This is a genomic window from Bradyrhizobium sp., assembly GCF_035935975.1.
In the GTDB taxonomy this organism is placed as follows: Bacteria; Pseudomonadota; Alphaproteobacteria; order Rhizobiales; family Xanthobacteraceae; genus Bradyrhizobium.
Genome location: NZ_DASYWN010000014.1, coordinates 1 through 25,381, shown reverse-complemented (window position 1 = coordinate 25,381; position 25,381 = coordinate 1). Strand labels below are relative to the sequence as shown.

The 25,381-nt window shown below is 64.9% G+C and carries 32 protein-coding genes; 11 read left to right on the top strand and 21 right to left on the bottom strand.

The genetic code is table 11. The features are described from left to right. Nucleotides 1-85 precede the first annotated feature (85 nt). Nucleotides 86-730 carry a carbonic anhydrase gene (locus VGR99_RS07725; protein WP_326897746.1) on the bottom strand — a complete coding sequence of 215 codons (645 nt, stop codon included), beginning with the start codon at nt 728-730 and terminating at the stop codon, nt 86-88. Between the two features lie 111 nt (nt 731-841). Between VGR99_RS07725 and VGR99_RS07720 the strand changes: the two genes are divergently transcribed. Further along, the gene (locus tag VGR99_RS07720) at nt 842-1,723 is read left to right on the top strand and encodes a CoA ester lyase (protein WP_326897745.1); all 882 of its coding nucleotides are present in this window, start codon (nt 842-844) and stop codon (nt 1,721-1,723) included. Nucleotides 1,724-1,799: 76 nt separating this feature from the next. Here the strand turns inward: VGR99_RS07720 and VGR99_RS07715 are convergent, their stop codons facing one another. From VGR99_RS07715 to VGR99_RS07705, 3 genes are all read right to left on the bottom strand, one after another. Then, nucleotides 1,800-2,645 carry a metal-dependent phosphohydrolase gene (locus VGR99_RS07715; RefSeq protein ID WP_326897744.1) on the bottom strand — a complete coding sequence of 282 codons (846 nt, stop codon included), beginning with the start codon at nt 2,643-2,645 and terminating at the stop codon, nt 1,800-1,802. A gap of 140 nt (nt 2,646-2,785) precedes the next feature. Continuing rightward, complete coding sequence (locus tag VGR99_RS07710; protein ID WP_326897743.1) at nt 2,786-3,199, bottom strand: CopD family protein; 414 nt, start codon at nt 3,197-3,199, stop codon at nt 2,786-2,788. Then, the gene (locus VGR99_RS07705) at nt 3,196-3,534 is read right to left on the bottom strand and encodes a DUF3817 domain-containing protein (RefSeq protein ID WP_326897742.1); all 339 of its coding nucleotides are present in this window, start codon (nt 3,532-3,534) and stop codon (nt 3,196-3,198) included. Before VGR99_RS07705 ends, VGR99_RS07710 begins: the two co-directional genes overlap by 4 nt. A gap of 144 nt (nt 3,535-3,678) precedes the next feature. Between VGR99_RS07705 and VGR99_RS07700 the strand changes: the two genes are divergently transcribed. Then, nucleotides 3,679-4,635: a GlxA family transcriptional regulator gene (locus VGR99_RS07700; protein WP_326897741.1), complete on the top strand. Its 957-nt coding sequence runs from the start codon at nt 3,679-3,681 to the stop codon at nt 4,633-4,635. A 96-nt stretch (nt 4,636-4,731) separates the two neighbouring features. Here VGR99_RS07700 and VGR99_RS07695 read toward each other — a convergent pair whose 3' ends face one another. The 4 genes from VGR99_RS07695 to VGR99_RS07680 all read right to left on the bottom strand — a co-directional run bounded on the left by VGR99_RS07695 (nt 4,732) and on the right by VGR99_RS07680 (nt 7,449). After that, nucleotides 4,732-5,151, bottom strand: a complete 420-nt coding sequence (locus VGR99_RS07695; RefSeq protein ID WP_326897740.1) for a hypothetical protein — start codon at nt 5,149-5,151, stop codon at nt 4,732-4,734. A 290-nt stretch (nt 5,152-5,441) separates the two neighbouring features. Next, the gene (locus tag VGR99_RS07690) at nt 5,442-6,227 is read right to left on the bottom strand and encodes a hypothetical protein (protein ID WP_326897739.1); all 786 of its coding nucleotides are present in this window, start codon (nt 6,225-6,227) and stop codon (nt 5,442-5,444) included. A gap of 136 nt (nt 6,228-6,363) precedes the next feature. Further along, nucleotides 6,364-6,969: a 3-isopropylmalate dehydratase small subunit gene (leuD, locus tag VGR99_RS07685; RefSeq protein WP_280711004.1), complete on the bottom strand. Its 606-nt coding sequence runs from the start codon at nt 6,967-6,969 to the stop codon at nt 6,364-6,366. Nucleotides 6,970-7,050: 81 nt separating this feature from the next. Beyond that, the gene (locus VGR99_RS07680) at nt 7,051-7,449 is read right to left on the bottom strand and encodes a metallopeptidase family protein (RefSeq protein WP_326897738.1); all 399 of its coding nucleotides are present in this window, start codon (nt 7,447-7,449) and stop codon (nt 7,051-7,053) included. Nucleotides 7,450-7,609: 160 nt separating this feature from the next. Here VGR99_RS07680 and VGR99_RS07675 point away from each other — a divergent pair, with 160 nt between their 5' ends. Further along, nucleotides 7,610-7,891, top strand: coding sequence for a hypothetical protein (locus tag VGR99_RS07675; protein ID WP_326897737.1), 282 nt, complete (start codon nt 7,610-7,612; stop codon nt 7,889-7,891). Between the two features lie 7 nt (nt 7,892-7,898). Here the strand turns inward: VGR99_RS07675 and VGR99_RS07670 are convergent, their stop codons facing one another. Then, a complete protein-coding gene (locus tag VGR99_RS07670; protein WP_326897736.1) occupies nt 7,899-8,120 on the bottom strand; it encodes a hypothetical protein in 222 nt (73 codons plus the stop codon). Nucleotides 8,121-8,359: 239 nt separating this feature from the next. On the opposite strand from VGR99_RS07670, the gene VGR99_RS07665 reads away from it, so the two are divergent. Beyond that, the gene (locus tag VGR99_RS07665) at nt 8,360-8,578 is read left to right on the top strand and encodes a hypothetical protein (protein WP_326897734.1); all 219 of its coding nucleotides are present in this window, start codon (nt 8,360-8,362) and stop codon (nt 8,576-8,578) included. 90 nt (nt 8,579-8,668) lie between these two features. Next, the gene (locus VGR99_RS07660) at nt 8,669-8,929 is read left to right on the top strand and encodes a hypothetical protein (RefSeq protein WP_326897733.1); all 261 of its coding nucleotides are present in this window, start codon (nt 8,669-8,671) and stop codon (nt 8,927-8,929) included. 4 nt (nt 8,930-8,933) lie between these two features. On the opposite strand, the gene VGR99_RS07655 is transcribed toward VGR99_RS07660, so the two are convergent. Continuing rightward, the gene (locus tag VGR99_RS07655) at nt 8,934-9,233 is read right to left on the bottom strand and encodes a DUF1330 domain-containing protein (RefSeq protein WP_326897732.1); all 300 of its coding nucleotides are present in this window, start codon (nt 9,231-9,233) and stop codon (nt 8,934-8,936) included. A 178-nt stretch (nt 9,234-9,411) separates the two neighbouring features. Between VGR99_RS07655 and VGR99_RS07650 the strand changes: the two genes are divergently transcribed. Next, complete coding sequence (locus tag VGR99_RS07650) at nt 9,412-9,918, top strand: hypothetical protein (protein WP_326897731.1); 507 nt, start codon at nt 9,412-9,414, stop codon at nt 9,916-9,918. Nucleotides 9,919-9,961: 43 nt separating this feature from the next. Here VGR99_RS07650 and VGR99_RS07645 read toward each other — a convergent pair whose 3' ends face one another. The 7 genes from VGR99_RS07645 to ffh form a co-directional block, all read right to left on the bottom strand. Continuing rightward, nucleotides 9,962-10,171 carry a hypothetical protein gene (locus VGR99_RS07645; RefSeq protein WP_326897730.1) on the bottom strand — a complete coding sequence of 70 codons (210 nt, stop codon included), beginning with the start codon at nt 10,169-10,171 and terminating at the stop codon, nt 9,962-9,964. Nucleotides 10,172-10,266: 95 nt separating this feature from the next. After that, nucleotides 10,267-11,673, bottom strand: a complete 1,407-nt coding sequence (gene leuC / locus VGR99_RS07640) for a 3-isopropylmalate dehydratase large subunit (RefSeq protein ID WP_326897729.1) — start codon at nt 11,671-11,673, stop codon at nt 10,267-10,269. 324 nt (nt 11,674-11,997) lie between these two features. Beyond that, a complete protein-coding gene (rplS, locus tag VGR99_RS07635; protein ID WP_326897728.1) occupies nt 11,998-12,378 on the bottom strand; it encodes a 50S ribosomal protein L19 in 381 nt (126 codons plus the stop codon). A 110-nt stretch (nt 12,379-12,488) separates the two neighbouring features. Beyond that, nucleotides 12,489-13,244: a tRNA (guanosine(37)-N1)-methyltransferase TrmD gene (gene trmD / locus VGR99_RS07630; protein ID WP_326897727.1), complete on the bottom strand. Its 756-nt coding sequence runs from the start codon at nt 13,242-13,244 to the stop codon at nt 12,489-12,491. Between the two features lie 33 nt (nt 13,245-13,277). After that, complete coding sequence (rimM, locus tag VGR99_RS07625) at nt 13,278-13,805, bottom strand: ribosome maturation factor RimM (RefSeq protein ID WP_326897726.1); 528 nt, start codon at nt 13,803-13,805, stop codon at nt 13,278-13,280. Between the two features lie 9 nt (nt 13,806-13,814). Beyond that, nucleotides 13,815-14,147, bottom strand: a complete 333-nt coding sequence (rpsP, locus tag VGR99_RS07620) for a 30S ribosomal protein S16 (RefSeq protein ID WP_326897725.1) — start codon at nt 14,145-14,147, stop codon at nt 13,815-13,817. A gap of 99 nt (nt 14,148-14,246) precedes the next feature. Beyond that, nucleotides 14,247-15,794, bottom strand: a complete 1,548-nt coding sequence (gene ffh, locus VGR99_RS07615) for a signal recognition particle protein (RefSeq protein WP_326897724.1) — start codon at nt 15,792-15,794, stop codon at nt 14,247-14,249. A 465-nt stretch (nt 15,795-16,259) separates the two neighbouring features. On the opposite strand from ffh, the gene VGR99_RS07610 reads away from it, so the two are divergent. Continuing rightward, on the top strand, nt 16,260-17,324 hold the full coding sequence (locus VGR99_RS07610; RefSeq protein WP_326897723.1) for an MBL fold metallo-hydrolase: 1,065 nt from the start codon (nt 16,260-16,262) through the stop codon (nt 17,322-17,324). Nucleotides 17,325-17,470: 146 nt separating this feature from the next. On the opposite strand, the gene VGR99_RS07605 is transcribed toward VGR99_RS07610, so the two are convergent. Beyond that, the gene (locus VGR99_RS07605; RefSeq protein WP_326897722.1) at nt 17,471-18,175 is read right to left on the bottom strand and encodes an SIMPL domain-containing protein; all 705 of its coding nucleotides are present in this window, start codon (nt 18,173-18,175) and stop codon (nt 17,471-17,473) included. A gap of 5 nt (nt 18,176-18,180) precedes the next feature. Beyond that, nucleotides 18,181-18,948, bottom strand: a complete 768-nt coding sequence (locus tag VGR99_RS07600) for a GyrI-like domain-containing protein (protein WP_326897721.1) — start codon at nt 18,946-18,948, stop codon at nt 18,181-18,183. A 224-nt stretch (nt 18,949-19,172) separates the two neighbouring features. Between VGR99_RS07600 and dapF the strand changes: the two genes are divergently transcribed. After that, nucleotides 19,173-20,048 carry a diaminopimelate epimerase gene (gene dapF / locus VGR99_RS07595; RefSeq protein WP_326897720.1) on the top strand — a complete coding sequence of 292 codons (876 nt, stop codon included), beginning with the start codon at nt 19,173-19,175 and terminating at the stop codon, nt 20,046-20,048. Then, complete coding sequence (gene mtaB / locus VGR99_RS07590) at nt 20,048-21,301, top strand: tRNA (N(6)-L-threonylcarbamoyladenosine(37)-C(2))-methylthiotransferase MtaB (protein WP_326897719.1); 1,254 nt, start codon at nt 20,048-20,050, stop codon at nt 21,299-21,301. The genes dapF and mtaB overlap by 1 nt, the downstream gene beginning before the upstream one ends. Before the next feature lie 143 nt (nt 21,302-21,444). Here the strand turns inward: mtaB and VGR99_RS07585 are convergent, their stop codons facing one another. Both VGR99_RS07585 and VGR99_RS07580 read right to left on the bottom strand, forming a co-directional pair. Further along, nucleotides 21,445-22,554: a DUF2336 domain-containing protein gene (locus VGR99_RS07585; protein WP_326897718.1), complete on the bottom strand. Its 1,110-nt coding sequence runs from the start codon at nt 22,552-22,554 to the stop codon at nt 21,445-21,447. A 217-nt stretch (nt 22,555-22,771) separates the two neighbouring features. Further along, nucleotides 22,772-23,473, bottom strand: a complete 702-nt coding sequence (locus tag VGR99_RS07580; RefSeq protein ID WP_326897717.1) for an RNA pseudouridine synthase — start codon at nt 23,471-23,473, stop codon at nt 22,772-22,774. A gap of 60 nt (nt 23,474-23,533) precedes the next feature. On the opposite strand from VGR99_RS07580, the gene ftsY reads away from it, so the two are divergent. Both ftsY and VGR99_RS07570 read left to right on the top strand, forming a co-directional pair. Next, entirely contained in the window at nt 23,534-24,481 is a 948-nt protein-coding gene (ftsY, locus tag VGR99_RS07575; RefSeq protein WP_326897716.1) for a signal recognition particle-docking protein FtsY, read from the top strand. Between the two features lie 3 nt (nt 24,482-24,484). Then, complete coding sequence (locus VGR99_RS07570; protein WP_326897715.1) at nt 24,485-25,087, top strand: septation protein A; 603 nt, start codon at nt 24,485-24,487, stop codon at nt 25,085-25,087. Nucleotides 25,088-25,381: the final 294 nt, after the last annotated feature.

Here is a 25,381-nt window from a genome sequence, read left to right as displayed (position 1 = left end):
GCGTAATCCGCCTCTTTACTTTCTGAGCGCTGAGAAAGGCGGCGGATTACGCTTCGCTAATCCGCCCTACGGGAGCTGTTGTGGCCTAAACCACGCTCCGCGCGTTCCGAAATTCCTTGCTCGCCTTGTCCAGCACGAACAGCGATCCCTCCGCGACGCCGAAATAGGCGCCGTGGGTCTGCATCTGGCCGCTATCCACGGCCTTGCGCACGAACGGGAACGTCATCAGGTTTTCCAGGCTGCGGAACACCGCGGCCTTCTCGATGCGCTCGACGAACTGCGCCATGCTCTCGTGATCGCGCTGCTCGACCACTTCGCCGGGCTTGATGAACATCTGCATCCATTTGCCGATGAAGTCGCCGGGCGTCAGCGGCTCGATCTTGTCGACGAAGGCGCGGATGCCGCCGCATTGCGCGTGGCCGAGGACGACGATGTGCTTCACCTTCAGCACCGTCACGGCGTATTCCAGCGCGGCCGAGACGCCATGCGCGTTGCCGTCGGGCTGATACACCGGCACCAGGTTGGCGATGTTGCGCACCACGAACAATTCGCCCGGGCCGACGTCAAAAATGGTTTCCGGCGCGACGCGGCTGTCGCAGCAGCCGATCACCATCACTTCCGGGAACTGCCCCTTCACCGACAGCTCGCGATAGCGGCTCTGCTCGGCCGGCAGCCGCTGGGTGGCGAAGGCGTTGTAGCCTTCCAGCAAATGCTTCGGGAATGTGATCATGGCCTATGCCTAACCATAGACCAGAGGAGCGAACAAGCCTTTCGAATAGGCATGCCAGATGCTATCGGCTTCGGTCAGAACACAGACGAGGAAACCGGAAGGACCATTCGCATGACCCGCCCGCGCCGCAGCCATCTGTTCATGCCCGGCTCCAATCCCCGTGCGCTGGAAAAGGCGCAAAATCTCCCGGCCGACGGCCTGATCCTCGATCTGGAAGATTCCGTTGCCCCCGACGCCAAGGCAGTCGCGCGTGACGGTATCGCCGCCGCGATCGCGGCCAAGGGCTTTGGCAAGCGCGAGATCCTGATCCGGACCAACGGCCTCGACACGCCCTGGTGGGCCGACGACGTCGCGATGGCCGCCAAGGCCTCGCCGGACGGAATTCTGGTTCCGAAAGTTTCAAGCATCGAAGATCTCCAGGCGATCGGCGGTCGTCTCGCCGAGCTCGGCGCCGCGCCGACCGTCAAGGTCTGGGCCATGATCGAGACCGCGCGCGCGGTGCTGCATGCCGAGGAACTGGCCGAGGCCGGCCGCGATCCGAAGACGCGCCTGTCCGGCTTCGTGTTCGGCCCGAACGACATCTCGCGCGAGACGCGCATCAAGATGCTGCCCGGCCGCGCCGCGATGATCCCGATGATCACGCATTGCATCCTGGCGACGCGCGCCCACGGCCTCGAGATCCTCGACGGTCCCTACAGCGACATCGCCAACCCCGACGGCTTTGCCACTGAATGCGCGCAGGGCCGCGACCTCGGCTTCGACGGCAAGACGCTGATCCACCCCTCGCAGATCGAGGCCTGCAACGCGATCTTCACGCCGCCCGAAGAGGAAGTCGCGCGCGCGCGAAAGATCATCGCTGCGTTCGAATTGCCGGAGAACGTCTCGCGCGGCGCAATCCGTCTCGACGGCGCCATGGTGGAGCGCCTGCACGCCGACATGGCCAGGCGCACGATCGAGATTGCAGATGCGATCGCCGCGATGGCGAAGGGCTAGTCGCGCAGCCGAACGAGCGGACGCCGGCCAGAGCAAGGCCTGGGCGCGGCGTTCGAACATTCGGGTGACATCACATTTAGGGTTGTGGTCCCGATAAGCCCGGCTCGCGCTCAGCCCGGAAAACATTGCCATACAGGTTCGCTATCCATTGCCGCCCGCTCGCGGTGATGTTGAGATAACGTATGGCGCCTTGAATTTGCGGGGCGACATTGTTCCAATAGAACTGCGGGTACTTGTAGACGACGTCTGCAGGCGTTTCGTAGCCGAGCTTCTTGTTCAGACCGATTTCCTCGAACTCGTAAAAGAGTGCATTTGCCTTCCTGAGATAGTTCGGGTCGCCGAGCTGGCCAATGAGGTCCGCGGCGCGCAGCAACATGCCTTCCTCTTCGCCCGATTCGTCGTCAGGGACATCCGTATACGGAAAGCGCGTGAATTCGATGGCTCGCGCAATCCGGCTTGCGTCAACTTCCTCGACATCGTCGAAGCGCTCGGCGGCGAACAGCTTCGAGCGGTCGACATGATGGGGCGCGAGCGAGGCATCCGTTGCGCCGCGGGGGAGACGAACCATGCGGCCGGTCATGTCTGCGACATAGGAGTCCTCGGTATCGCCCTGAACTATGCCGCGCACGTAGCCGATGTCGTGAGTGAGGCAGGCGAGGATGAAATTTCCGTAGTCTGCGGCCGTCGTCGGACGGAGCATCATCCGTCCCATCTGGATATCGTGGCCCGCCAGGGTAACGAGCATGGTGTGCTCGACGTCGTGATACAGAGCGTCGCTGTTACCGATGCATTCCAGCGTCAGCCTTGCTGCAAATGGAAGGACTTCGGTCAAGCGGGCATGAGAAGAGCCAAACCGGTCCCGCGTGTCGGAGGTCAGGAACGTCGATAAGGTTTGCGCCACCAATTCAGGAATCGTGATCATCCGGGCACCCGTGCGATGGGTTGGCACGACAACGGATCACCGTTGCCAGCCTCATGATCGAGCCCGAATTTGTCCTGAGAGCTTGACGTAAATCAATGACCGGCCCGACCTCGATCCGAAGGGCTGAGGGGGGCAGGCTCTCACGGCTTTGCGACAGCCAGCACCGCGATAGCAATCACTGCCAACAGAACCAGCGGCAGGGATATTGACGTTGTGGGCGGAGCGCCCGCCGCGATCCTCCGAAGCCGGCCGCTCTGGACTCCGTGCAGGCCGGAGAGAAGCACGACGAAACCAAGCTTGGCGTTCAGCCAGCCCTGGCCAAACCATGCGCCGGATACGGCAAGGCCCGTTCCGAGCAGCCAGACAGCGATGATGGCCGGGACCGTCACCCACCGGTCGTAGCGACGAATGGCCGCGACGAATGGCTCGCTGCCCCGAGGCAGCGTCGATGCCAGCGCAAGCGTCAACGAGGTCAGGATGACGCCGCCGACGAACAGCAGCGCTGCGCCGACATGGGCGGCTTTCAGCCAGACGTAATGGTCGGCGAAGCTCATTGGATGGGATCCTCCCGCCGCATGGCTTCGATGCGCCGTCGGATATGCTTTGAAGCGAGAAAGCCGGCGAACGGCACGAAAGCCGAGGCCGCAAGCATGGCGATCTGGCGTCGCTGCCAGACTCCGGCGCCCACGGTCTGCAGCAGTGCCCAGCCGTAGAAAATGAACGCAAGGCCGTGCAGCGGCCCGATCGCGCGCACGCCGGTCGGCCAGTCCCAGAGATGCTTGAGCGGAACGGCGACGCAAACGAGCAGGGCGAGCGTCGAAGCTTCGATGATTGAGGCAAGCTTGAGCTGGCCGAGGAGTGAGGTGTTGATGTCGCGTTCGTTGTTCATTGCGTGACCGTTGGTGCTCCATCGCGCCGCTCGTGGTTAGCGGATCCGGCCAAGATCGATGAGTGGCGCTTCTGCCGATATGTGATCGATTCCTGCCAAAACGTGATAATGACGTCCGAGCGCGATCATCGGGGACAGGGCGTCATGGTTCACAGGGTCTGCATTGTCGCGATGGATCAGGTGATCCCCTACGACATGACGCTCGCCTATGAGGTGTTCGCCCGGCTCAGCGACGATATGGGCAAGCCGTTCTACGATGTGCGCGTGTGTGCCGAGGCGCCCCGCGTCAACGCCGGCGCATTCGGTCTGGTGGTGCCGTTCGGCCTGGAGGCCCTTGCCCGTGCGCACACCGTGATCGTGCCCGGAATCGAGAATCCCATGGCTCCCCGATCGAAAGCCATTCTGCGCGCGTTGCACCGGGCGCATCGCCGCGGAGCGCGAATTGCCTCGATCTGCTCCGGGGCATTCGTGCTCGCGGAGGCCGGCCTGCTGGACGGACGCCGCGCGACCACCCACTGGCTCTGCGCCGATCTCCTCGCCGGCAATTACCCGCAGGTGAAGGTCGACCCCAATGTACTCTTCGTGGACGAGGGGGAGATCGTGACGTCGGCCGGCGCGTCGGCAGGGATGGACATGTGTCTTCACCTCGTCAGGCGCGATTTCGGTCAGGCCGTGGCCGCTCATGCCGCGCGGCTCGCCGTCGCGCCCGTCAACCGGGAAGGCGGCCAGGCTCAATTCATCCGGCGCGATCCGCCGCGATCGAGCGGCTCTCTCGCATCGCATCTAGACTGGGCTTCGGCTCATCTTGCTGAGCCGCTCACCGTGGCACGGATGGCGGCTCAGGCGGGGATGAGCGAACGAAGTTTCGCGCGCCATTTCCGGGAGCAGATGGGCACCACGCCGATGCAATGGCTGCTCACCGTGCGAGTTCGCCGGGCGCAGGAGCTTCTGGAGAGCAGCGCAGCCTACGTGGACCAGATCGCCGCAGCTTGCGGCTTTCAGTCAACCGTCACGTTTCGTACGAGCTTTCGCCGGATCGCCGGCGTCAGCCCCGGCGACTACCGGCGCCGGTTCAACGACGCGCAATCATCTGCCGCGTAGCGATCGAAGGCCGTGTCGCAGGAAGTACGCGTCGCAGCGAGAACGACAGGGTTGCCGCTCGGCCGTAGTGCAATCGCGTCAGTCCAAGCACCGCGCTCAGTGCGTCGTGACGTCGGCGCGATCGAGCGATTCCAGCGTCGCGGCGTTGCCGCAATAGCCGTGATAGTTCTCCGCGGCGGTGCCGTCGGCGAGATCGCGGTCGCATTGTCCCTTGTGACCGCAGAGCGAGCAGACCCGCTCCATGTCACGCAGCAGCAGCGGCTGCGCGCGGCCGAGCGCTTCGGCACTGATGCCGAGCTGCTCCAGCATTTTCGGCAGCTCGTCGGCGGCGTGGTGGCCGTGACGGACCAGATCTTCGAGATCGTCGGGCGCGATCCTGAGATCGCTCGCGATCCGGTCGAAATCGGCGCGATCGAGCCGCCGCATCTCGTTCATCTCGCGGTGATGCTTCAGCCAGTTCGCGAAGGATTCGATGAGATCCTGGACGATGGGATAAGGCCTGCTTGGGGTGCTCATGCGAGGCTCCGTTCGGGTCGTGGAATTGGAACCAGATTAGGCACAATGGTGCAGGAGCGCGTTGCGCTGGATCAAATTGAGAATGGGTGGAATGTAGCGCTTTGGCGATTGATATCGTGTCCCGGACGCGGTGCGGCGCGTAGTGCCGCTCCGCAGAGCCGGGACCCATCTCGCAACATACTGGGCCCCGGCTCTGCAGCGCATCACCATAGCGCGTCGAAGACGCGCGTAGACGCTCTTATGGTGCTGCGCCGCGTCCGGGGCACGAGAGCGTCGCGCGGCGGAGACAGTTACGCGAACCGCTCCGTCGCCCACGCATACAGGCTCCCCGGAATCGGCTTCTCGCCGCCGCGGCCCTTGGGCGAAATGTGCAGGCCGATGATGTCGGGGTTGGTGACGAGGCCGAGATAGCTCGAGGGATCGAAGAACAGTTTCGGTTGGGCATGCACGGCGTAGAACGACTGCTTCGGCAGCGCGTTATCCAGTTCGCCGGTGCGGCGCGCGAGCGCGGTGAGTGCCGCGGGGCCGTAGATCGCCACGCGAATGTCGGAGAGGCGGTTCGAGCCGCCGCGCAGGCGGCGCATCATGAAGGTGATGCGATGGCGCACCGACAGCCAGTTCGGCGTCAGCTCGTCCTGCTCCATCAGTTCTTCGAAGGCGGAAACGATGCCGTGCGCGGGCGGCAGGTAGATCACGGAATTGCCGAGCTGGCGTGGCCGCTCCCAGGCAAAATAGGGCTTTGCCGGATCGATCGCGGCGGGCTTCAGGAGCAGCACGTCGGCGTCGAGCCAGAGCCCGAGATTCTTCGCCATCAGCTTCATGCGGAAGAAGTCGCTGAACTGCAGCGTGGTCCAGTCGCGCCAGCTGCCGTCCGGCTGCGGCGGACGCAAGCGCTCGGAGAACGCATGCGGCAGGATCGCCTCGGCATCCGCGTTCTCGATTCCCTTGGGCAGGCCGGGGATGGTGTCGAAGCTGTAGACCGTGACCTTGTGGCCGGCAGCGAGCTGCGAGCGCAGACAGGTCTGGCGCAGTGCATCCATCGGGCCGTGCCAGAAAGTGACGATGTCGGGCAACATGAATGCAGCTTAGAGCATGATCCGGAAAAGTGTGCAGCGGTTTTCCGAAGAGATCATGCTCGAATAAGAGTGGATAATCGGGACAAAGAAAAAGCCCCGGCGCTTTCGACGCCGGGGCTCCAACGAAAATCCGAGATCAGGCCCAGGCGCGTTCGCGCTTGAGCTTCTCTTCATAGGTGTCGATCGAGGACTTCTTCTCCATCGTCAGGCCGATGTCGTCGAGGCCGTTGATCAGGCAGTGCTTGCGGAAGGGATCAATCTCGAACTTGACCTTGCCGCCGTCGGGGCCGCGGATCTCCTGGTTCGGCAGGTCGATCGTCAGCGTCGCATTGGCGCCGCGCTCGGCGTCGTCGAACAGCTTGTCGAGGTCTTCCTGGCTGACGCGGATCGGCAGAATGCCGTTCTTGAAGCAGTTGTTGTAGAAGATGTCGCCGAACGAGGTCGAGATCACGCAGCGGATGCCGAAGTCGAGCAGCGCCCAGGGTGCATGCTCGCGGCTCGAGCCGCAGCCGAAATTGTCGCCGGCCACCAGCACCTTCGCGTTGCGATAGGCGGACTGGTTGAGGACGAAATCCGGATTCTCGCTGCCGTCGTCCTTGTAGCGCTGCTCGGAGAAGAGCCCCTTGCCAAGGCCGGTGCGCTTGATGGTCTTGAGGTACTGCTTCGGAATGATCATGTCGGTGTCGACATTGATGATCTTCAGCGGCGCCGCGACGCCTTCCAGCGTGGTGAACTTGTCCATGGTTGCGCTTTCCCGGGTGGTTCTGGGGGAACCGGTATGTATCCCGATCGGGGCCCGAATCCTAGGCCGAATTCGGCAGATCTAGTCTGCTTTGGCCTCAATTGCCGCCATATCGTCGTCCGAGAGGCCGAAATGGTGCCCGATCTCGTGAATCAGGACGTGGCGGACGATATGGCCGAGGCTTTCGTCGTGCTCGGCCCAGTAATCCAGGATCGGCCGGCGGTAGAGCCAGACCATGTTGGGCAGCCGCGCCACGTCGCCGAAGCTCTGCTGGGGCAGGCCGACGCCCTGGAACAGGCCGAGCAGGTCGAACTCGCTCTCGCATTCCATCTCGTCGAGGACCTCGTCGGTCGGGAAGTCGTCGACGCGGAGGATCACGCCCTCGCACAGCCCGCGAAATTCCGCCGGCAGGCGCTCGAACACCTCATGGGCCATCGCTTCCATCTCGGCCAGCGAGGGCGCTTTCAATTCCGTCCACATGGACGTCTCTTACCGCGGGTTTCCTGCCGATGCATCCGGCTTTATAGGATCGGCGTTGACGTCGCGCGCGAAAACGAGGAGCGTACGGCGCGTCAAGGGGTTGGCTCAGGTGAGTGGTGGTACGATGCGGGCGGGAACAGCGGGACTGGTTCTACTGTGCATGGGGTTGTTTTCGTCATTTTGTGGTGACGCAGAGGCCCAGACGGCTGGCACGGAAGTCCGCATGGCCCAGGCGAGCTCGCCCGAGGACGCTCCGCCGCCACGCAGGCGGACTCAGCCGCGGCTGCGCGTCACCCCCTACTACACCCCTGACGGCGTCTATCCGCGCTACTATCCGGGTCCCGACGCGGTCCGCGAGTGCAACGCCACCTATGTCCAGGAATACCGGCCGAGCGGCACGGTGATCGTGCCGCATATGCACTGCTACTGGCGTCGGGGCTGAGGCCCCTTCACTGCCCGCGCAGCGCGCCGATCAGGCCGGCGCCGACGACGAGCGCCGAGGCGCCATAGACCAGGATCGCCATCACGGATTGGGTGAGCGGGCTTGCAGAGCCCGCCTCGACGCCCGGCCCCTGTGCGGCAAACGCCGAGCTCGCGCCGAGGGCAAGACTCGCTGTGATCGCGAGGCGAGATATCCGCAATCCGCTGGAACTTTGCAGAAGATTTGGCATCACCATCTCCCTTAGTCGCTCGACCAGAAGATACGTTCGCCGTTGATCGCCGGTTCTTGTCGGGGCGCGCAATGTTGCGCCGATGCTTAGGAACCTTGTCCGTGCCCTCTGCATTCATGTCCGGGGCGCACTCATCCATACCCGATCCAGGCTCGAGGCTCTAGGGCTCAGCTCTAGTCCTTGCGTCGTACCTCCGGTCCATGCGTGCACCCCGCAACGATGTCAGGAGATCCAACGAAATGCAGTCCTTGAAAATGCTCGGCCTTGCGGCCGCCGGTGCGCTGTTCGTCCTCGCAGCGCCAGTCGAGCGCGCGCAGGCGGTGTCGCTGATCAATCCCGGTGCCGCGCAATCGGTGCAGGATGAAGCGAGGCCGGCGACCGAGGTACGCTGGCATCGTCACCATTGGCGCCGTCATCACTGGCGCGGGCGCCACTGGCATCGTCACCGCCGCTGGTGATCGGCGCAGTTGAGAACAGGCCCGCATTGCGGGCCTGTTTTAACTTGCGGGCGAGGCTGTGATGCCCGCATGGTGAGCGCGGAGGTCGTCATGACGAGATGGATCGCATTGGCCGTTGCTGTCGGGCTTGCCGCAGGACTGTCTCACGCTTCCGCCGCGCAGCGAGTGACGAAGTTGCCGGATGCCTCGGCGGGGCGCGCCGTGTTCGATGCGCGGCGACATGTCCGATACGACGTCGCGCGGTACTCTCGGCGTCCTGATCCGCACTATTACGCGCGACCTGTCTATTATCGCCCCTATCCGTACGGCGTGCCCGCGCCGTTCGTGATCGGCTATGGGCCGTTTTGGTGACGTGCTAGCCGGTCGGCGTAAATCCTTTCACCAGCAGCACGGTCGCCTGCGCGCCGGCCTTGCGATCGCGCGAGATCTCCTGGTAGTCGGGCGAGCTCGAGAAGGCGAGAAATGAGGCCTCGTCGGGAAACGACATCATGACAAGCTTGTCATGCGGCCATGCGCCTTCGAGCACACGCGGATGTTCATCGGCGGCGAGCAGCCGTCCGTTATGCTTCTTGAACACGTCGAAGAAGCGCGCCTGATAGCGGTCATAGGCGCTGCGGTCCGTCATCTTCAATTGCGCAATGGCATAAACAGTCATCTCTCAAATTCCTCTTCTCTCAGTCGCAATCCTGTAGCCCGGATGGAGCGCAAGCCTCGTTCATTCATGGGGCATTCACGTCGCTGTCCCTAATTTAATCTTGGGTGCGACTGCAAATGAACAGCGATGCGAGCAACGCTGCGCCGCATGGCCGCTGTCCATATTCAGGGAGAATTCCATGCTGAGGACTTCAGGTCTCCGAGCAAGCCCGATCCGCTTGCTCGGACTAGCAGCCGTTGCCACGCTGATGTTGTCGGCCGGCACCGCGCACCGTGCGGAGGCGATGACGCCGATCAATCCGACGGCGCTGCCGGCGGCGAAGGCTGCAAGCGAGGATCTGATCACGCAGGTGCGCCATGGCGGTGGTGGCGGCCACGGTGGAGGCTTTCACGGCGGCGGGGCGCATTTCGGCGGCTTCCATGGCGGCGGCTTCCGCGCCGCGCCCGCCTTTCACGGCGGTGGCTATCGCTATGGCGGATTTCGTCACTACGGCGGCGGTGGATTTCATCGCTACGGGATCTATCGCCCGCATTACGGCTATCGCCACTTCCACCGGCGCTATTATTACGGCGGCTATTATCCCTACTACAGCTATCCGCGCCGCTGCCGGGTGATCTGGACCTATTACGGCCCGCGCCGCATCTGCCGCTGGCATCGCTGGCACCATCCGTACCGCTATTGGTAGCTACGGCCGAAATGAAAAGGGCGCCACGACGGCGCCCTTTATTTTAGAGCCAATCCTTCAGCTTCCATGACGCGGATTTCCACCGCATCAGATTCTCGACCTTCCACTGCTTGAACATCGCAGGCGGCCATCGGCTGAGCTTCGAGGTCTCCTCGGGCTCCGGCTTGGCGACAATGCGCAGCGGCGTTGCGCGCCGGCGGCGCTGGCGCGTGGCGTCGCTGATCAGATCGACATATTCAGGCTTGTTGGCCATGGCTCTCGTCCTCGCGAAACCGTCGCGAGGACGAGAGTGTGGGCGAAGCCGCTTAACGGCCGTTTGCCACGTTAGCTCAAATTGCGAGGAGCGGCTTAGCGCCACTCCCGGACGTCGACGAAGTGACCCGCGATCGCCGCGGCGGCCGCCATCGCCGGCGACACCAGATGCGTCCGCCCCTTGAAGCCCTGGCGTCCCTCAAAATTGCGGTTCGAGGTCGAGGCGCAGCGCTCTTCCGGAGCCAGCTTGTCCGGATTCATCGCGAGGCACATTGAGCAGCCCGGCTCGCGCCATTCGAAGCCGGCCTTGATGAAGATCTTGTCCAGACCTTCAGCTTCAGCCTGCTCCTTCACAAGGCCTGAGCCCGGCACGACCATGGCGTTGACATGCGCCGAGACTGACTTGCCCTCGGCGATCTTGGCCGCGGCGCGCAGGTCCTCGATGCGGCCATTGGTGCAGGAGCCGATGAAGATGCGATCGACCTTAATGTCGGTGATCTTCGTGCCCGCGGTCAGGCCCATATACTTCAGCGCGCGATGCTTGGAGATACGCTTGGCCTCGTCCGCGATCTGGTCGGGATCGGGCACGACGCCGGTCACCGAGATCACGTCCTCAGGGCTGGTGCCCCAGGTCACGATCGGCGGCAGTTTTGCGGCGTCGAGGCGCAGCTCGTTGTCGAAATGCGCGCCCTCGTCGGAGCGCAGGCGCTCCCAGTAGCGCATCGCCGCATCCCAGTCCGCGCCCTTCGGCGCCTTCGGACGGCCGCGCAGGAAGTCGAACGCCTTCTGGTCGGGCGCAACCAGGCCGGCGCGCGCGCCGCCTTCGATCGACATGTTGCAGACCGTCATGCGGCCTTCCATGCTGAGCGCGCTGATCGCGTCGCCGGCGTATTCCAGCACGTAGCCGGTGCCGCCCGCGGTGCCGATCTCGCCGATGATGGCCAGAATGATGTCCTTGCCCGTCACGCCATCCGGCAATTTGCCGTCGACGGTGACGCGCATGTTCTTCGCCTTCTTCTGGATCAGCGTCTGCGTCGCCAGCACGTGCTCGACCTCGGAGGTGCCGATGCCGTGCGCAAGCGCGCCGAACGCGCCATGCGTCGAGGTGTGGCTGTCACCGCAGACGATGGTGGTGCCGGGCAGCGTAAAGCCCTGCTCGGGGCCGATGACGTGGACGACGCCCTGGCGCTTGTCGAACTCGTTGTAATATTCGATGCCGAATTCCTTGGCGTTCTCGGCCAGCGCCTTGATCTGCTCGATGCTTTCAGGATCGGGATTCGGCTTGGTGCGGTCGGTGGTCGGCACGTTGTGGTCGACGACGGCGAGCGTCTTCTCGGGCGCGTGCACCTTGCGGCCCGTGGCGCGCAGGCCTTCGAACGCCTGCGGCGAGGTCACCTCGTGCACCAGGTGGCGGTCGATATAGAGCAGGCAGGTGCCGTCGTCGGCTTCGTGCACCAGATGGTCGTTCCAGATCTTGTCGTACAGAGTGGTCGGCTTGGACATGAGCGTCAGCTCCGAAGAATGTGTGAAGCGGATAAGCGCGGTCACGCGCGGGGCAACAAAATCGTCAGCGCAGCTTTTAGGCTGCGCGCGTAAGCTCTGACGTTGCCGAGGTCGCGAAGCGTCCGAAGAACCGGCCAGGCAGCCGCGAGCGATCGTCGATGACGATGCGCTTGACGGACGAGGGGCTGGTCAGATCTGGAAACATTCTAGGAATATATAGCAGGCCGAATTGGAAGCGCGAGTGGTTTGACGCGCACGGCTGACGCAACAAAAAAGCGCGGAGCCGAGCCCCGCGCTTTCGAAAAGCTTGCCTGGTGGCGGAGCTTACTCGCCGACGGCAGTCTGACGGTCCTGCTTCTCGACGATGCGGGCCGACTTGCCGCGAAGATTGCGGAGGTAATAGAGCTTGGCGCGACGCACCTTGCCGCGGCGCACCACCTTGATCGAGTCAATCATCGGGGAGAGCACCGGGAACACGCGCTCGACACCCTCGCCGTAGGAGATCTTGCGGACGGTGAAGCTCTCGTTGAGGCCACCGCCGGAACGGCCGATGCAGACGCCTTCATAGGCCTGCACGCGGGTGCGGTCGCCTTCGACGACCTTCACGTTGACGATCACGGTGTCGCCGGGACCGAATTCCGGAATGTCCTTGTTGGCGGACAGCTTGTCGAACTGCTCTTGCTCGAGCTGCTTGATCAGGTTCATGGGTAAATCTCCATCAGCGCGCCCAGCCGTGAGAATCGGGGGCTGCGCGAAATTCGTTGATCCAGCTATTGCGGATGTGGCCGCTCCTATAAGGCAAGCCGGAGCGTTTGTCACCCGTCTGTCTTGTTTTTTGGCGTTTTTTGGCGACCGGGCCGATTCGGGGGCTTGGGTGGGATTTGGGCCCATAAATCGGGCCGCCGGGCCTCGGTCAGGGCCTCGGATTGCGCCCGCCGCCAGGCCGCAACCTTGGCGTGGTCGCCGGAGGTCAGGATCTCCGGGATCGGAACCCCCTCGAACAGCTGCGGACGGGTGTATTGGGGGTATTCGAGCAGGCCGTCCGAGAAGCTTTCCTCGGTTCCCGAGGCTTCCTTGCCCATCACGCCGGGCAGTAGCCGCACGCAGGCGTCGATCAGGGCCAAAGCTGCGATTTCGCCCCCGGAGAGCACGTAATCGCCGATCGAGACCTCTTCCAGCGCCCGGGCGTCGATCACCCGCTGGTCGATCCCCTCGAACCGGCCACAGACGATCAGGGGGCCGGGTCCCCTGGCGAGCTCGGCGACGCGGGCCTGGGTCAATGGCCGACCGCGGGGGCTCATGAGCAGGCGCGGCCGATCCGGAGCGACCTCGGCTGCATCGATGGCCGCCGCCAGAACGTCCGCCCGCAGCACCATGCCCGGCCCGCCGCCGGCCGGGGTGTCGTCGACGCTGCGGTGGCGATCGGTGGCGGAGGCCCGGATGTCCCGCGCCTCGATCTCCCAGAGCCCGGAGGCCAGCGCCCGGCCGGCCAGGCTCACGCCGAGCGGTCCCGGAAACATCTCCGGAAACAGCGTCAGCACCGTCGCGCGCCAGGGTGAGGGATTGGTCATGTCGGTTAGCTTAGCCAAAACCACGTCTTGTGGTTATGAGTCCCCGCCTTCGCGATCGTCGCCCTCGATCTCCTGCGGCAGCGCGATCACGACGCGGCCGCCGTTGAGATCGACCTCCGGCACCACCGCGTTCGAGAACGGCAGCAGCAGCGTCGGGCCTTTCAAGGGCGCGATCTCAATGATGTCGCCGGCACCGAAATTATGGATCGCGAGCACGCGACCAAGCGCGTCGCCGTCGGTGGTGACGGCGTCGAGCCCGATCAAATCGGTGTGGTAATACTCGTCCTCGTCCGTCGCGGGCAGTTTTTCGCGCGGAACGTAGAGCTCGATGCCGTTGAGGCGCTCGGCCTCATCGCGGGTCGTGACGCCCTTGAACGTCGCGACCAGATGATCCCTGGCCTCGCGCGCCGTTGCGACCTCGAACTGGCGCTTGCCGTCCTTGGACAGCAGCGGACCGTAGCGCTTAACGGCAAAGGGATCTTCGGTGAAGGTCCACAGTTTGACCGCACCGCGCACACCATGCGCGGCGCCGATCCGCGCGACGCAGACCAGCGCCGACATGTCTTAGCCTTAGCCCTTCGCGGCGGCTTCAGCCTGCGCCTTGCGCTCCTTGCGCGGCACGGCCTTCTCGGGGTTGTTGCGCGCTTCGCGCTTCTTGACGCCGGCGGCGTCGAGGAAGCGGGACACGCGGTCCGACGGCTGCGCGCCCTTGGCGAGCCAGGACTTCACCTTGTCCATGTCGAGCTTCAGGCGGGTCTCGTTGTCCTTCGGCAGCAGCGGGTTGAAATAGCCGAGACGCTCGATGAAGCGGCCATCGCGGGGGAAGCGCGAGTCGGCGACGACGACGTGATAGACGGGACGCTTCTTGGTGCCTGCGCGGGCGAGGCGGATAACGACGGACATCTAGTTCTCCTTCGAAGTACGGTTTGCAAAGTACGTTTTGTTCGGTTGATTGGTATTCCGCGTTGCGCGAGACCGATGCGATCCCGTGCGACGAATTCCTCATTTCTTCTTGCCCGGGAAACCGCCGAGGCCCGGCAGCATCGGCTTGCCGCTGAGTCCAATTAGTCCCGGCACATTCGGCAGACCGGTGCGAAGACCGGCCGGCAGATCCTTCGGCAGGTTCGGCAGACCCTGTCCGCCGCCGCTCTGCATCTTCTCCTGCAGCGCCTTCATCTCTTCGGGCGAGGGCATCTTCATGCCGCCGCCAAAGCCCATCGCCTGCGCGATGCCGGCGAGCGGGCCGCGCTTGCCCGAGCCCATCGCCTTCATCACGTCGGCCATGTTCCGGTGCATCTTGAGCAGCTTGTTGACGTGCTCGACGCTCTGACCGGAGCCGGCAGCGATGCGCTTCTTGCGGCTGGCCTTGAGCAGGTCGGGATGACGGCGCTCGTCGCGCGTCATGGAATCGATGATCGCGACCTGTCGCTTCAGGATCTTGTCGTCGATGCCGGCGGCCGCGATCTGGTTCTTCATCTTGGAGATGCCGGGCATCATGCCCATCAGGCCGCTGATGCCGCCCATGTTGGCCATCTGCAGCAGCTGTTCGCGCATGTCGTTGAGGTCGAACTGGCCCTTGCGCATGCGCTCGGCGGTGCGCGCTGCCTTCTCGGCGTCGATATTGGCGGCGGCACGCTCGACCAGCGAGACCACGTCGCCCATGCCGAGGATGCGGCCGGCGATACGGTCGGGATGGAAATCTTCCAGCGCGTCGGTCTTTTCGCCGGTACCGATCAGCTTGATCGGCTTGCCGGTGACCGCGCGCATCGACAGCGCGGCGCCGCCGCGGCCGTCGCCGTCGACGCGTGTCAGCACGATGCCGGTGAGGCCGACGCGCTGATCGAACGAGCGCGCGAGGTTCACCGCGTCCTGGCCGGTGAGGCTGTCGGCGACCAGCAGCACTTCATGCGGGTTCGCAGCCGATTTGATCGCGGCGGCTTCCGCCATCATCTCTTCGTCGAGCGTGGTGCGGCCGGCGGTGTCGAGCAGCACGATGTCGTAGCCGCCGAGCTTGCCCGCTTCGAGAGCGCGCTTCGCGATCTGCGGCGGCTGCTGGCCGGCGACGATCGGAAGCGTCGGAATGTCGAGGTCGCGGCCGAGCACCGCGAGCTGCTCCATCGCCGCCGGGCGATAGACGTCGAGCGAGGCCATCAGCACCTTGCGCTTGTCGCGCTGGACCAGACGGCGGGCGAGCTTTGCGGTGGTGGTCGTCTTACCCGAGCCCTGCAGGCCGACCATCATGATCGGCACCGGCGGCACGGAATTGACGTCGATGCTCTGGCTTTCGGCGCCGAGCGTGTTGATCAGCTCGTCATGGACGATCTTGACCACCATCTGGCCGGGCGTGACCGACTTGACGACGGTGGCGCCGATCGCCTGCTCGCGGACGCGCTCGGTGAAGCTGCGCACCACTTCGAGCGCGACGTCGGCCTCGAGCAGCGCGCGGCGCACTTCGCGCATCGCTGCGTCGACGTCCTTTTCGGTCAGCGCACCGCGCCCCGTCAGACGATCGAGAATGCCACCAAGCCGTTCCGACAGATTGTCGAACAATGCCGTTGTCCCTTGTCCTGCTCGCACAGGGTTGCCGCGTTCACCACTGTCATGCCCCGCGAAGGCGGGGCATCCAGTACGCCGCAGCTTCTCGGCCCTAGCCGAGGCGCCTCTGGAATACTGGATCCCCCGCCTTCGCGGGGGATGACCCTGAATGTGCCTTGGCGCACTGCCCCAAGGCGTAGTTCCAAACACCTTTGCGCCCGAGGGCGCACAGCGCTGTCGGGCGTTGACCTCTGGCCTCCAGGGCCAGTCGGCGGGTCGAAAAGAAAGCCTTTCCGAGAAAGTGGCGGGGTTAAACGCCGCTCCCGCCCAAAAGTCAAGGAAAGTTAGGGTGCCGGGATGCCTTTGTCAGGGCAAGGCCTTGAAAAAAGAACGTTTTTGGCGACGGGTTCCTTTTTCGGCGGTCCCGCCCATATAGCCGGTGATGCCTTACCGTCTCAACCAGCCATAAAAGCCTGCCCCGTGCCGATTACCCGCCGCCGCCTGTTCGGACTGCTTGCCGGGGCCGGTGCGCTGATCGGGGTTCCGTCCCTCTGGATGTCCCGCATGAAAACCTATGACGGCCCTGTCTCCGACCATTTCGACGGCCTGACCTTCTTCGATCCGGACGGTGCGCCGCCAAAATCGCTCCGCGAGGTGCTGCGCTGGCAGTTCAGCGGCAAGCGGCAGCGGTCGGCCTGGCCGGATTGGGCGCCAAGCCCCCACGCTGATACCCCGCCGGAACGCGTCGAGGGCGACAAGGTGCGGCTGTCCTTCGTCGGCCACGCCAGCTGGCTGATCCAGGCCGGCGGCCTCAACATCCTGGTCGATCCCGTCTGGTCGATGCGGGTCTCGCCGGTCAATTTCGCCGGACCGAAGCGGCACAACGATCCCGGCATCGCCTTCGAGAAGCTGCCGAAGATCGACGTCGTGCTGGTCTCGCACGGGCACTACGATCATCTCGACGTCGCGACGCTGTCGCGGCTCGCCAAGAATTTTGCCCCGCGCGTGGTGACCCCGCTCGGCAACGACGTGACGATGCGGAGCGCTGATTCCACGATCAAGGCGGAGGCGTTCGACTGGCACGAGCGCGTCGAGCTCGGCGGCGGCATCGCCGTGCATCTGGTGCCGACGCGGCACTGGACCGCGCGCGGCATGTTCGATCGCAACAAGGCGCTGTGGGCGAGTTTTGTATTGGAGACGCCGGCCGGAAAGATCTACGTCGTCTGCGATTCCGGCTATGGCGACGGTCGGCACTTTCGTCGCGTGGCCGAGAAGCACGGGAAGCTGCGCCTGGCGATCCTTCCCATCGGCGCCTACGAGCCGCGCTGGTTCATGCGCGACCAGCACATGAACCCGGAAGACGCCGTGAAGGCGCTCGGCGATTGCGGCGCGCAGGAAGCGCTCGGGCATCATCACGGCACGTTCCAGCTCACCGACGAAGCCATTGACGCGCCGGCCAAGGCGCTGGTCGAAGCGCTCGATGCCGCTAGGATTCCGCAGGAGCGATTCGTCGCGATGAAGCCGGGGCAGGTGGTGGAGATCTAGTTCTCTCCACGCAGCCCGTGCCCCGGACGCAGCGCAGCGTCTCTTCGACGGTGCGCTGCAGAGCCGGGACCCATGTCGCCGCGCTATGCCGTGTGGCTTGCTGGGTCCCGGCTCTGCGCTGCAGCGTGTCCGGGACACGAGAGTTGCTACTCTTTCGCCTTAATCGCCCAGCTCACATTCACCGTCACCGACAGCGTCTCCTCGCCCGGCGCGACCGCGGCGGGAGCTCTGGCCATCGGCTCGGCGGCCATGCGGCCCTTGAACAGCGGCATCGGACCGCCGCCTTCGGAGACGCTGAGCGGCGCGCCCAGCGTCACGCCGGTGGCCTTGGCGTAGATCTCGGCCTTGCGACGTGCATCCGCCACCGCCTGCACGCGCGCATCGTCGAGCAGCTTCGAGGCCTGCGTCACCTCGAACGAGATGTTGCCGATGTCGTTGGCGCCGGCGCCGACCAGCGTGTCGATGATTGCGGCGACCTTGGTGACGTCGCGAAGCTTGACGGTGACGCGGTTACTGGCGCGGAAGCCGACCACGGGCGAAGCGCCGGTGGATTTGTTCTGGCCGTATTGCGGCTGCAGCGACAGGCGCGAGGTCTGATAGTCCTTCTCGGCGATCCCGGCGCCCTTCAGCGCCGCCAGCACCTTGCCCATCGCGGCGTTGTTGGTGTCGGAGGCTTCCTTCGCCGTCTTGGCGTCGCTGGCGACGCCGGCATCGATCTGCGCCAGATCGGGCGCCGCCGACATCGTGGCTTCGCCGCTCACCGAGATGGCGGACGGAAAATCGTCGGCGAATGCAGGCGCGGTCAGCGACGCGATGGCAAGGACGGCGGCGAGTACGGCAGGCTTCTTCATCTCTCTCACTTCAATGGCACGAACACGTTGATCACGAGCTTGTCCTCGGCCGTCTTGAGGGGATCGGTGAGGTACTCCTCGATGAAAGTGTCCTTGGCTTCCAGTCGCTTGTCGTCGAGGTGATTGGTGATCGCCTCGTAGGTGTTGTCCATGTTGTCGTAGGAGCCGCGATGGACGAATTTCAGCGCCTTGCCCTCCGGCGATTTGCCGATGCTCATGTCCTTGGGCAGCTTCTGCGGGTCCTGGTCGACCGGGATCTCGGCGAGGAAGGTGAAGCCGGTGTCGTCGGTCGAGGTGTAGACGATCATCGAATTGCCGGCGTGCTTGATGCCCTGCTTGTCCAGCAGCGCGTTCAGCGCCTTGAAGGCGTCGACCAGCGTGTCGAAGGCCGAATCCCAATTGGCAGTGCCCTTGACCATCACGACCTTGCGGGCTTCGAGCGTGGTCTCCTGGCCGAACGGGTCGGCGGTCTGCACCGGGGCGGGCGTGGCGGCCACGGCCGGCGGCGGGGCCGTCGGGCTCGGCGAGGCGCTGGCTGCGGGCGCCGGCGATCCTGCGGGAGCAGGTGAGGCGCTTGCCGCTGGCGATGGCGTTGCCACCGGGGCGGGCGAGGCACTTGCGGCCGGGGCGGGTGAAGCCGACGGGGCCGGCGAGGGGCTCGCCGAGGCGGCCGGCGCCGGGCTCGGGCTCTGCGCCAGCGCGCCTGACAGGTCCATCGACATGGCCGCCGCCGGGATCAGCGCAGCCAGAGCGAGACGACGAAAACGGTTCATTCTATTCTCCCCAAGAGCTTATCCGCCAAGGCCTTACGTCCCAAAGGCCTGCAGGCGGCGTTGCCCGCGCATCCCGGTTCACGCGAACTGCGCCGTTCTAACACGCGAGCGCCGAATTCGTCCCATGACAGATGCGTCATGGCCGACACCCGGCCGCGGCCAGCAAATCACTGGCCAAGCCGGCAAGGATCGCCATATAAGGCAGGCGAAATTCGGGAATTTTCATGAGCGCGCTGGCCAACCACGCATTTGCCAAGATGAACGGCATCGGCAACGAGATCGTCGTTGTCGACATGCGCGATTCCACGGCCAAGGTGACGCCGGACGACGCCCGCGCGGTCGCGTCGGCACAAGGCGGCGTGCCCTACGACCAGCTCATGGTGCTGCAGAAGCCGCGGCTCGACGGCACCGAAGCCTTCATCCGCATCTACAACAATGACGGCTCCGAAGCGGGCGCCTGCGGCAACGGCATGCGCTGCGTGGTGCGCCGCATCTTCGAGAAGAGCGGCCAGACCACGGCAACGTTCGAGACCGCGGCCGGTCTGCTCAATGCTTGGCAGGGTCCGGCGCCCGACCTCTACACCGTCGACATGGGCGCGCCGAAGTTTGGCTGGCAGGACATTCCGCTGGCGGAAGAGTTTCGCGACACCCGCTACATCGAATTGCAGATCGGGCCGATCGACAATCCGATCCTGCATTCGCCGTCCGTGGTGAGCATGGGCAATCCGCACGCGGTGTTCTGGGTTGACGACGTCAACGCCTACGATCTCGGCCGCTTCGGTCCGCTGCTGGAAAACCACCCGATCTTCCCCGAGCGCGCCAACATCACGCTCGCCCATATCGTCGATCGCGAGCACATCACGATCCGCACCTGGGAGCGCGGTGCCGGCCTGACCCGGGCCTGCGGTTCGGCGGCGTGCGCGACCGCGGTTGCCGCGGCGCGCCTGAAGCGTGCCGAGCGCAATGTCGAGATCACGCTGCCCGGCGGCAAGCTCGGCATCGAATGGCGCGAGCGCGACGATCACGTGCTGATGACGGGCACGGCGACCTTCGAATACGAAGGCAATTTCGATCCGGCGCTGTTCGCGCCGGTCAGCTGATGGCCGTCGACATCGTCACCTTCGGCTGCCGCCTCAATGCCTTCGAGGCCGAGGTGATCCGCCGCGAAGCCGAGGGCGCGGGACTTTCCGATACCATCGTCATCAACAGCTGTGCCGTCACCAACGAGGCGGTGGCGCAGGCGCGCCAGTCGATCCGCAAACTGAAGCGCGAGCGGCCGAGTGCGCGCATCGTCGTCACCGGCTGCGCCGCGCAGACGCAAAGCGCGATGTTTGCCGGGATGGCCGAGGTCGATCGCGTCGTCGGCAATGACGACAAGATGCGCGGCCAAGCCTGGCGCGAGGCGCGCGACGCCTTCGACCTTGGCGCCAGCGAGAAGATCGCCGTCAGCGACATCATGGCGGTGAAGGAGATGGCGCCGCATCTGATCGACGGCTTTGCGGCTGGCCTGCCGCGCGTGTTCGTGCAGGTGCAGAACGGCTGCGACCATCGCTGCACCTTCTGCATCATCCCCTATGGCCGCGGCAATTCACGTTCGGTGCCGATGGGCGCCGTGGTCGAGCAGGTGCGGGCGCTGGTCGAACGCGGTCATGCCGAGATCGTGCTGACCGGCGTCGATCTCACCAGCTATGGCGCGGACCTGCCGGGCACGCCCAAGCTCGGCATGCTGACCAGGCAGATCCTGCGGCATGTTCCGGAGCTGAAGCGCCTGCGGATCTCCTCGATCGATTCGATCGAGGCGGACAGCGATCTGCTCGATGCCATCGCCGATGATGCACGGCTGATGCCGCATCTGCATCTGTCGCTGCAGTCGGGCGACGACATGATCCTGAAGCGCATGAAGCGGCGGCATTCGCGGAACGATGCGGTCGCCTTCTGCGACCAGGTCCGCCGCCTGCGCCCGGATATCGTGTTCGGCGCCGACATCATCGCGGGCTTCCCGACCGAGACGGAAGAGATGTTCGCGCGCTCGCTCGATCTCGTCGAGGAATGCGGCCTGACGTTTCTGCATGTCTTTCCCTATTCGCCACGCCCGGGCACGCCGGCTGCTCGGATGCCGCAGGTTGCCAGCGGCGCGATCAAGGAGCGTGCGAAGCGGTTGCGTGCGGCGGGTGAAGCGGCGTTGCGGCAGCGGCTGGAAGCCGAGATCGGCGCGATGCGCGATGTGCTGATCGAGAGCGACGGGCAGGGACGCACGGAGCACTATCTGCCGGTCGCGATTGCCGGCGAGCGTGTGGGAAGCGTTGTGCCGCTGAGGATCGTCGGCAATGACGGCGAGCGTTTGACCACATAGACAGTGTCGTCGCCCGGCTTGACCGGGCGACCCAGTACGCCGCGGCTTATCCGTATCCCACGAACGTCTCTGGAATACTGGATCCCCCGCCTTCGCGGGGGATGACACCGTCCATGTGGCGATTGCCGGCGCCCTAATCGCGCCTACGACGCCCGCACCTGCCAGAACCGCAGCGTCCGCCGCGCGTTCTCCGGCGTCATCCTTGCGTAATGCCCTTGCGCCCTTGCGATGTCAGCAGGCTTCATCGCGCCCGTCGCAAAGCGGCTTTCGAGCACGGCGGCTGTCGTCTCCCAGCTGAGCTGCGCCGCCTTGCACGGCACCAGCAGGCCGTCCTCGCGCAGGCTCTGCATCAGCGGGCGAATCACTTCGACCGTCGATCCGGACAATGCGGCCAGAGCCGCGACAGCTTCCTCGTAGCGCCGCTGCGCGGCGAAGCCGAGTAGCGTTGCCTCAGTGAGCTGGCCGGCGGCCTTCAGATTCGCAATCGCGCGCTTGGCGCCCTCGAAATCGCGCACGCCGGACATCTCGCGCTCGACGCCGACGGTGACGGCGGCGATCGCGTGCTGAATTTCCTCGAACAGATGCGGCGGCGCGCGCGACAACAGGCGGGTGCGCACCGCATCGGTCGCCGAGCGCAGCAATTCGCGGCGCAAATCCGACGGAAGATCGACGCGAACGCCGACGCTGACGGCAAGCTCCGGATCGGCTTCGGCCTGGCCGACGATGACGGCAAACCCGTTGCCCGAGACGCGCGCGCCGGGATTGGCGGCAAGGCGCCGGCTGACACTGGGATAGCGCCGCGCGAGCAGCGCGTCGGTGACGATCTCCTTCAGCCACCAGCGGCCGGCGACCGCGAGCAGATGCGGCTCGCCCTTGCTGGATGCGATCTTCACCAGCTCGCCGTCGTCGAGGCGCGCGGATTCCTGCAGCACGGGACCGGCGATGCGGATCTCGTCATTGTTGGCGAGGCGGCGAATCACGGAGGGCGGCGCCTGTGCGATCGGCGCGAGCTGCGCGCTGATCTCGGCCAGCGCGACGCGCGCACCCATGTCGGCGATGGCGCGCAGCTCGATCGTGCCGATCAGGCGCTCGAGCACGTCGTCGAACAGCGCGATCTGCTCGTCGTTGAAGCTTCCGGCGGATGACAGGAACAGGTCGGTGACGCGGCGGGCCGTTTCCAGGCCCTTTTCCGCCGAGCCAATCCGAATCGCGGATTCGACCTCGTCGATGATCGATAGCTCGGCCTGGGACATGACGCGTTGCTCGTCCTGAGCGGATTGACGGAAGCTTGTTCTAAGCAACCATTATCATTAGAGACGAGCCCTGAACGTTTCGTAAACCATGGTGATCCTCATCCTGAGGAGCCCGCAGAGCGGGCGTCTCGAAGGATAGAGGCCCAGATGCAGCGGCGGGGGCCTTTCATGGTTCGAGACGGCCGCTGCGCGGCCTCCTCACCATGAGGGTCGGCACCTATTCCCCGTTCCACCCGCAGGCACGCAACTTCTCGTGCATGTGCGGCGGGGCCGGCGCCACCACGCGGACCGGCTCCTTGTTCCGGGAGATCGGCACCACGATCTCGCGGGAGTGCAGGTGCAGCTTCGGCTCGCCGAAACGCGGGCCGTTGCCGTAAATGTTATCGCCGAAGATCGGCCAGCCGGTCGCGGACGAATGCACCCGCAATTGATGGGTCCGCCCGGTCACCGGTTCCATGGCAAGCCAGGTGAAGCCGTCGCCCCGGCCCATCACCTTCCAGTTCGTGATCGCCTTCTGGCCTTCGGGGTCCGGCTTCTGCCACCAGCCGCGCTCGGCGTTGAGCCGGCCGAGCGGCATGTCGATGGTGCCTTCATCTTCGGCAGGGCCGCCCTCGACCACGGTCCAATAGGTCTTGCCGATCTTGCCGTGTTTGAAGAGCAGGCCGAGCGAGGCGGTCGCCTTGCGATGGCGGCCGAGCACGAGACAACCGGAGGTGTCCTTGTCCAGCCGGTGGGCCAGCACCGGCGGCCGCGGCAGGCCGAACCGGAGCGCGTCGAACGAGTCCTCCAGATTGGGGCCGCCCTTGGGGCCGCGATGCACCGGCAGGCCGGCCGGCTTGTCGATGATCAGCATCAACCCGTCGCGATGGAGCACGCGGCCCAGGATCTCGTCGGCGGTCAATTCGGGAACATCGAGCAATTGTAGGACTTTCGGTCAAGACTTTCGTTTAGGGGCGGGAACGGCTAACACACCCCCGCCATGAACGATACCACGTCAGATCCCCCCAAGCTGAGCTGGTGGCGTCGCCTGTCCAACGGGCTGAAGCGCACCTCGTCCTCGCTCGGGACCGCGGTCGCCGACCTCGTCACCAAGCGCAAGCTCGACCGCGCCATGCTCGACGACATCGAGGACGTGCTGCTGCGCGCCGATCTCGGTACCTCCGTCGCGGTGCGGATCGCGGATGCCGTCGGCACCGGACGCTACGACAAGGCGATCTCGGCCGACGAGGTCAAGGACGTCGTCGCGACCGAGGTCGAGAAGGTGCTGGCGCCGGTGGCGAAGCCCCTGGTGATCGACGCCGCCAAGAAGCCGTTCGTGATCCTCGTGGTCGGCGTCAACGGTTCCGGCAAGACCACGACGATCGGAAAACTCTCGCAGAAATTCGCCTCCGAAGGCCGCAAGGTGATGCTGGCCGCCGGCGACACGTTTCGCGCCGCCGCCATCGAGCAGCTCAAGGTCTGGGGCGAGCGCACGAAGACGCCGGTCATCGCGGGCGCGCAGGGATCGGATTCGGCGAGCCTCGCCTTCAACGCGCTGACCGCGGCGAAGGAGCAGGGCGTCGACGTGCTGCTGATCGATACCGCCGGCCGGTTGCAGAACAAGGCCGAGCTGATGAACGAGCTCGAAAAGGTCGTGCGCGTGATCCGCAAGGTGGATGACACTGCGCCGCATGCGGTGCTGCTTGTGCTGGATGCTACGGTGGGCCAGAACGCGCTGTCGCAGGTCGAGGCCTTCCATCGCACCGCGGGGGTCACCGGCCTCGTGATGACCAAGCTCGACGGCACCGCCCGTGGCGGCATTCTGGTCGCGCTCGCGGAGAAATTCAAACTGCCGGTACATTTCATCGGCGTCGGCGAGGGCGTCGACGATCTCGCGCCGTTCACCGCACGCGACTTCGCCCGCGCCATCGCCGGAATCGAAAGCTGACGAATGGACAAGACCCAGCCGCATCCGCTGTTCAAGCTGGCGACCGAGCTCGGTCCGCTGCTCGTGTTCTTCTTCGTGAATTCGAAGTTCAACCTGTTCGCCGCGACCGGCGCCTTCATGGTCGCGATCGTGGTGGCAATGATCGCCTCCTACGTGGTGACGCGCCACATCCCGATCATGGCAATCGTCACGGGCGTGATCGTGCTGGTGTTCGGCACGCTGACCCTGGTGCTGCACGACGAGACCTTCATCAAGGTCAAGCCGACCATCATCTACGGCCTGTTCGCCGCGATCCTCGGCGGCGGCCTTTTGTTCGGCCGCTCCTTCATCGCCGTCATGTTCGACCAGATGTTCAATCTGACGCCGCAGGGCTGGCGCATCCTGACGCTGCGCTGGGCGCTGTTCTTCGCCGGCATGGCGGTGCTGAACGAGATCGTCTGGCGCACCCAGAGCACGGACTTCTGGGTGAACTTCAAGGTGTTCGGCGTTACTCCGATCACCATGATCTTCGCCATCGCCCAGATGCCGCTGACCAAGCGCTACAGCGTCGCGCCGGTATCGCTGGAGACCAGCGAGGCGGAAGCGGGGGATGTAAGGAAGGGGTGACGGTCTCGTGTCCCGGACGCGCTGCAGCGTGAAACGCTGCTGCGCAGAGCCGGGACCCAGACTCTCTGCAAGAGTTTCGCCGTGGTGACATGGGCCCCGGCTCTGCAGCGCATCACTTCGTGCTGCGCAGCGTCCGGGGCACGAGAGAGCAGAGCTAGAGCAGATTCTGATCAGACGCGATCATAACCGGCCGCGGCGAAGAAGTTCAGGCACTCTTGGGCGGTGAAGGCGGCCATGGCGAGGGCGATAGCGTTGTCCAAAGCCTCGATTGATCTGGCTGCGGCCTTTCGAAGG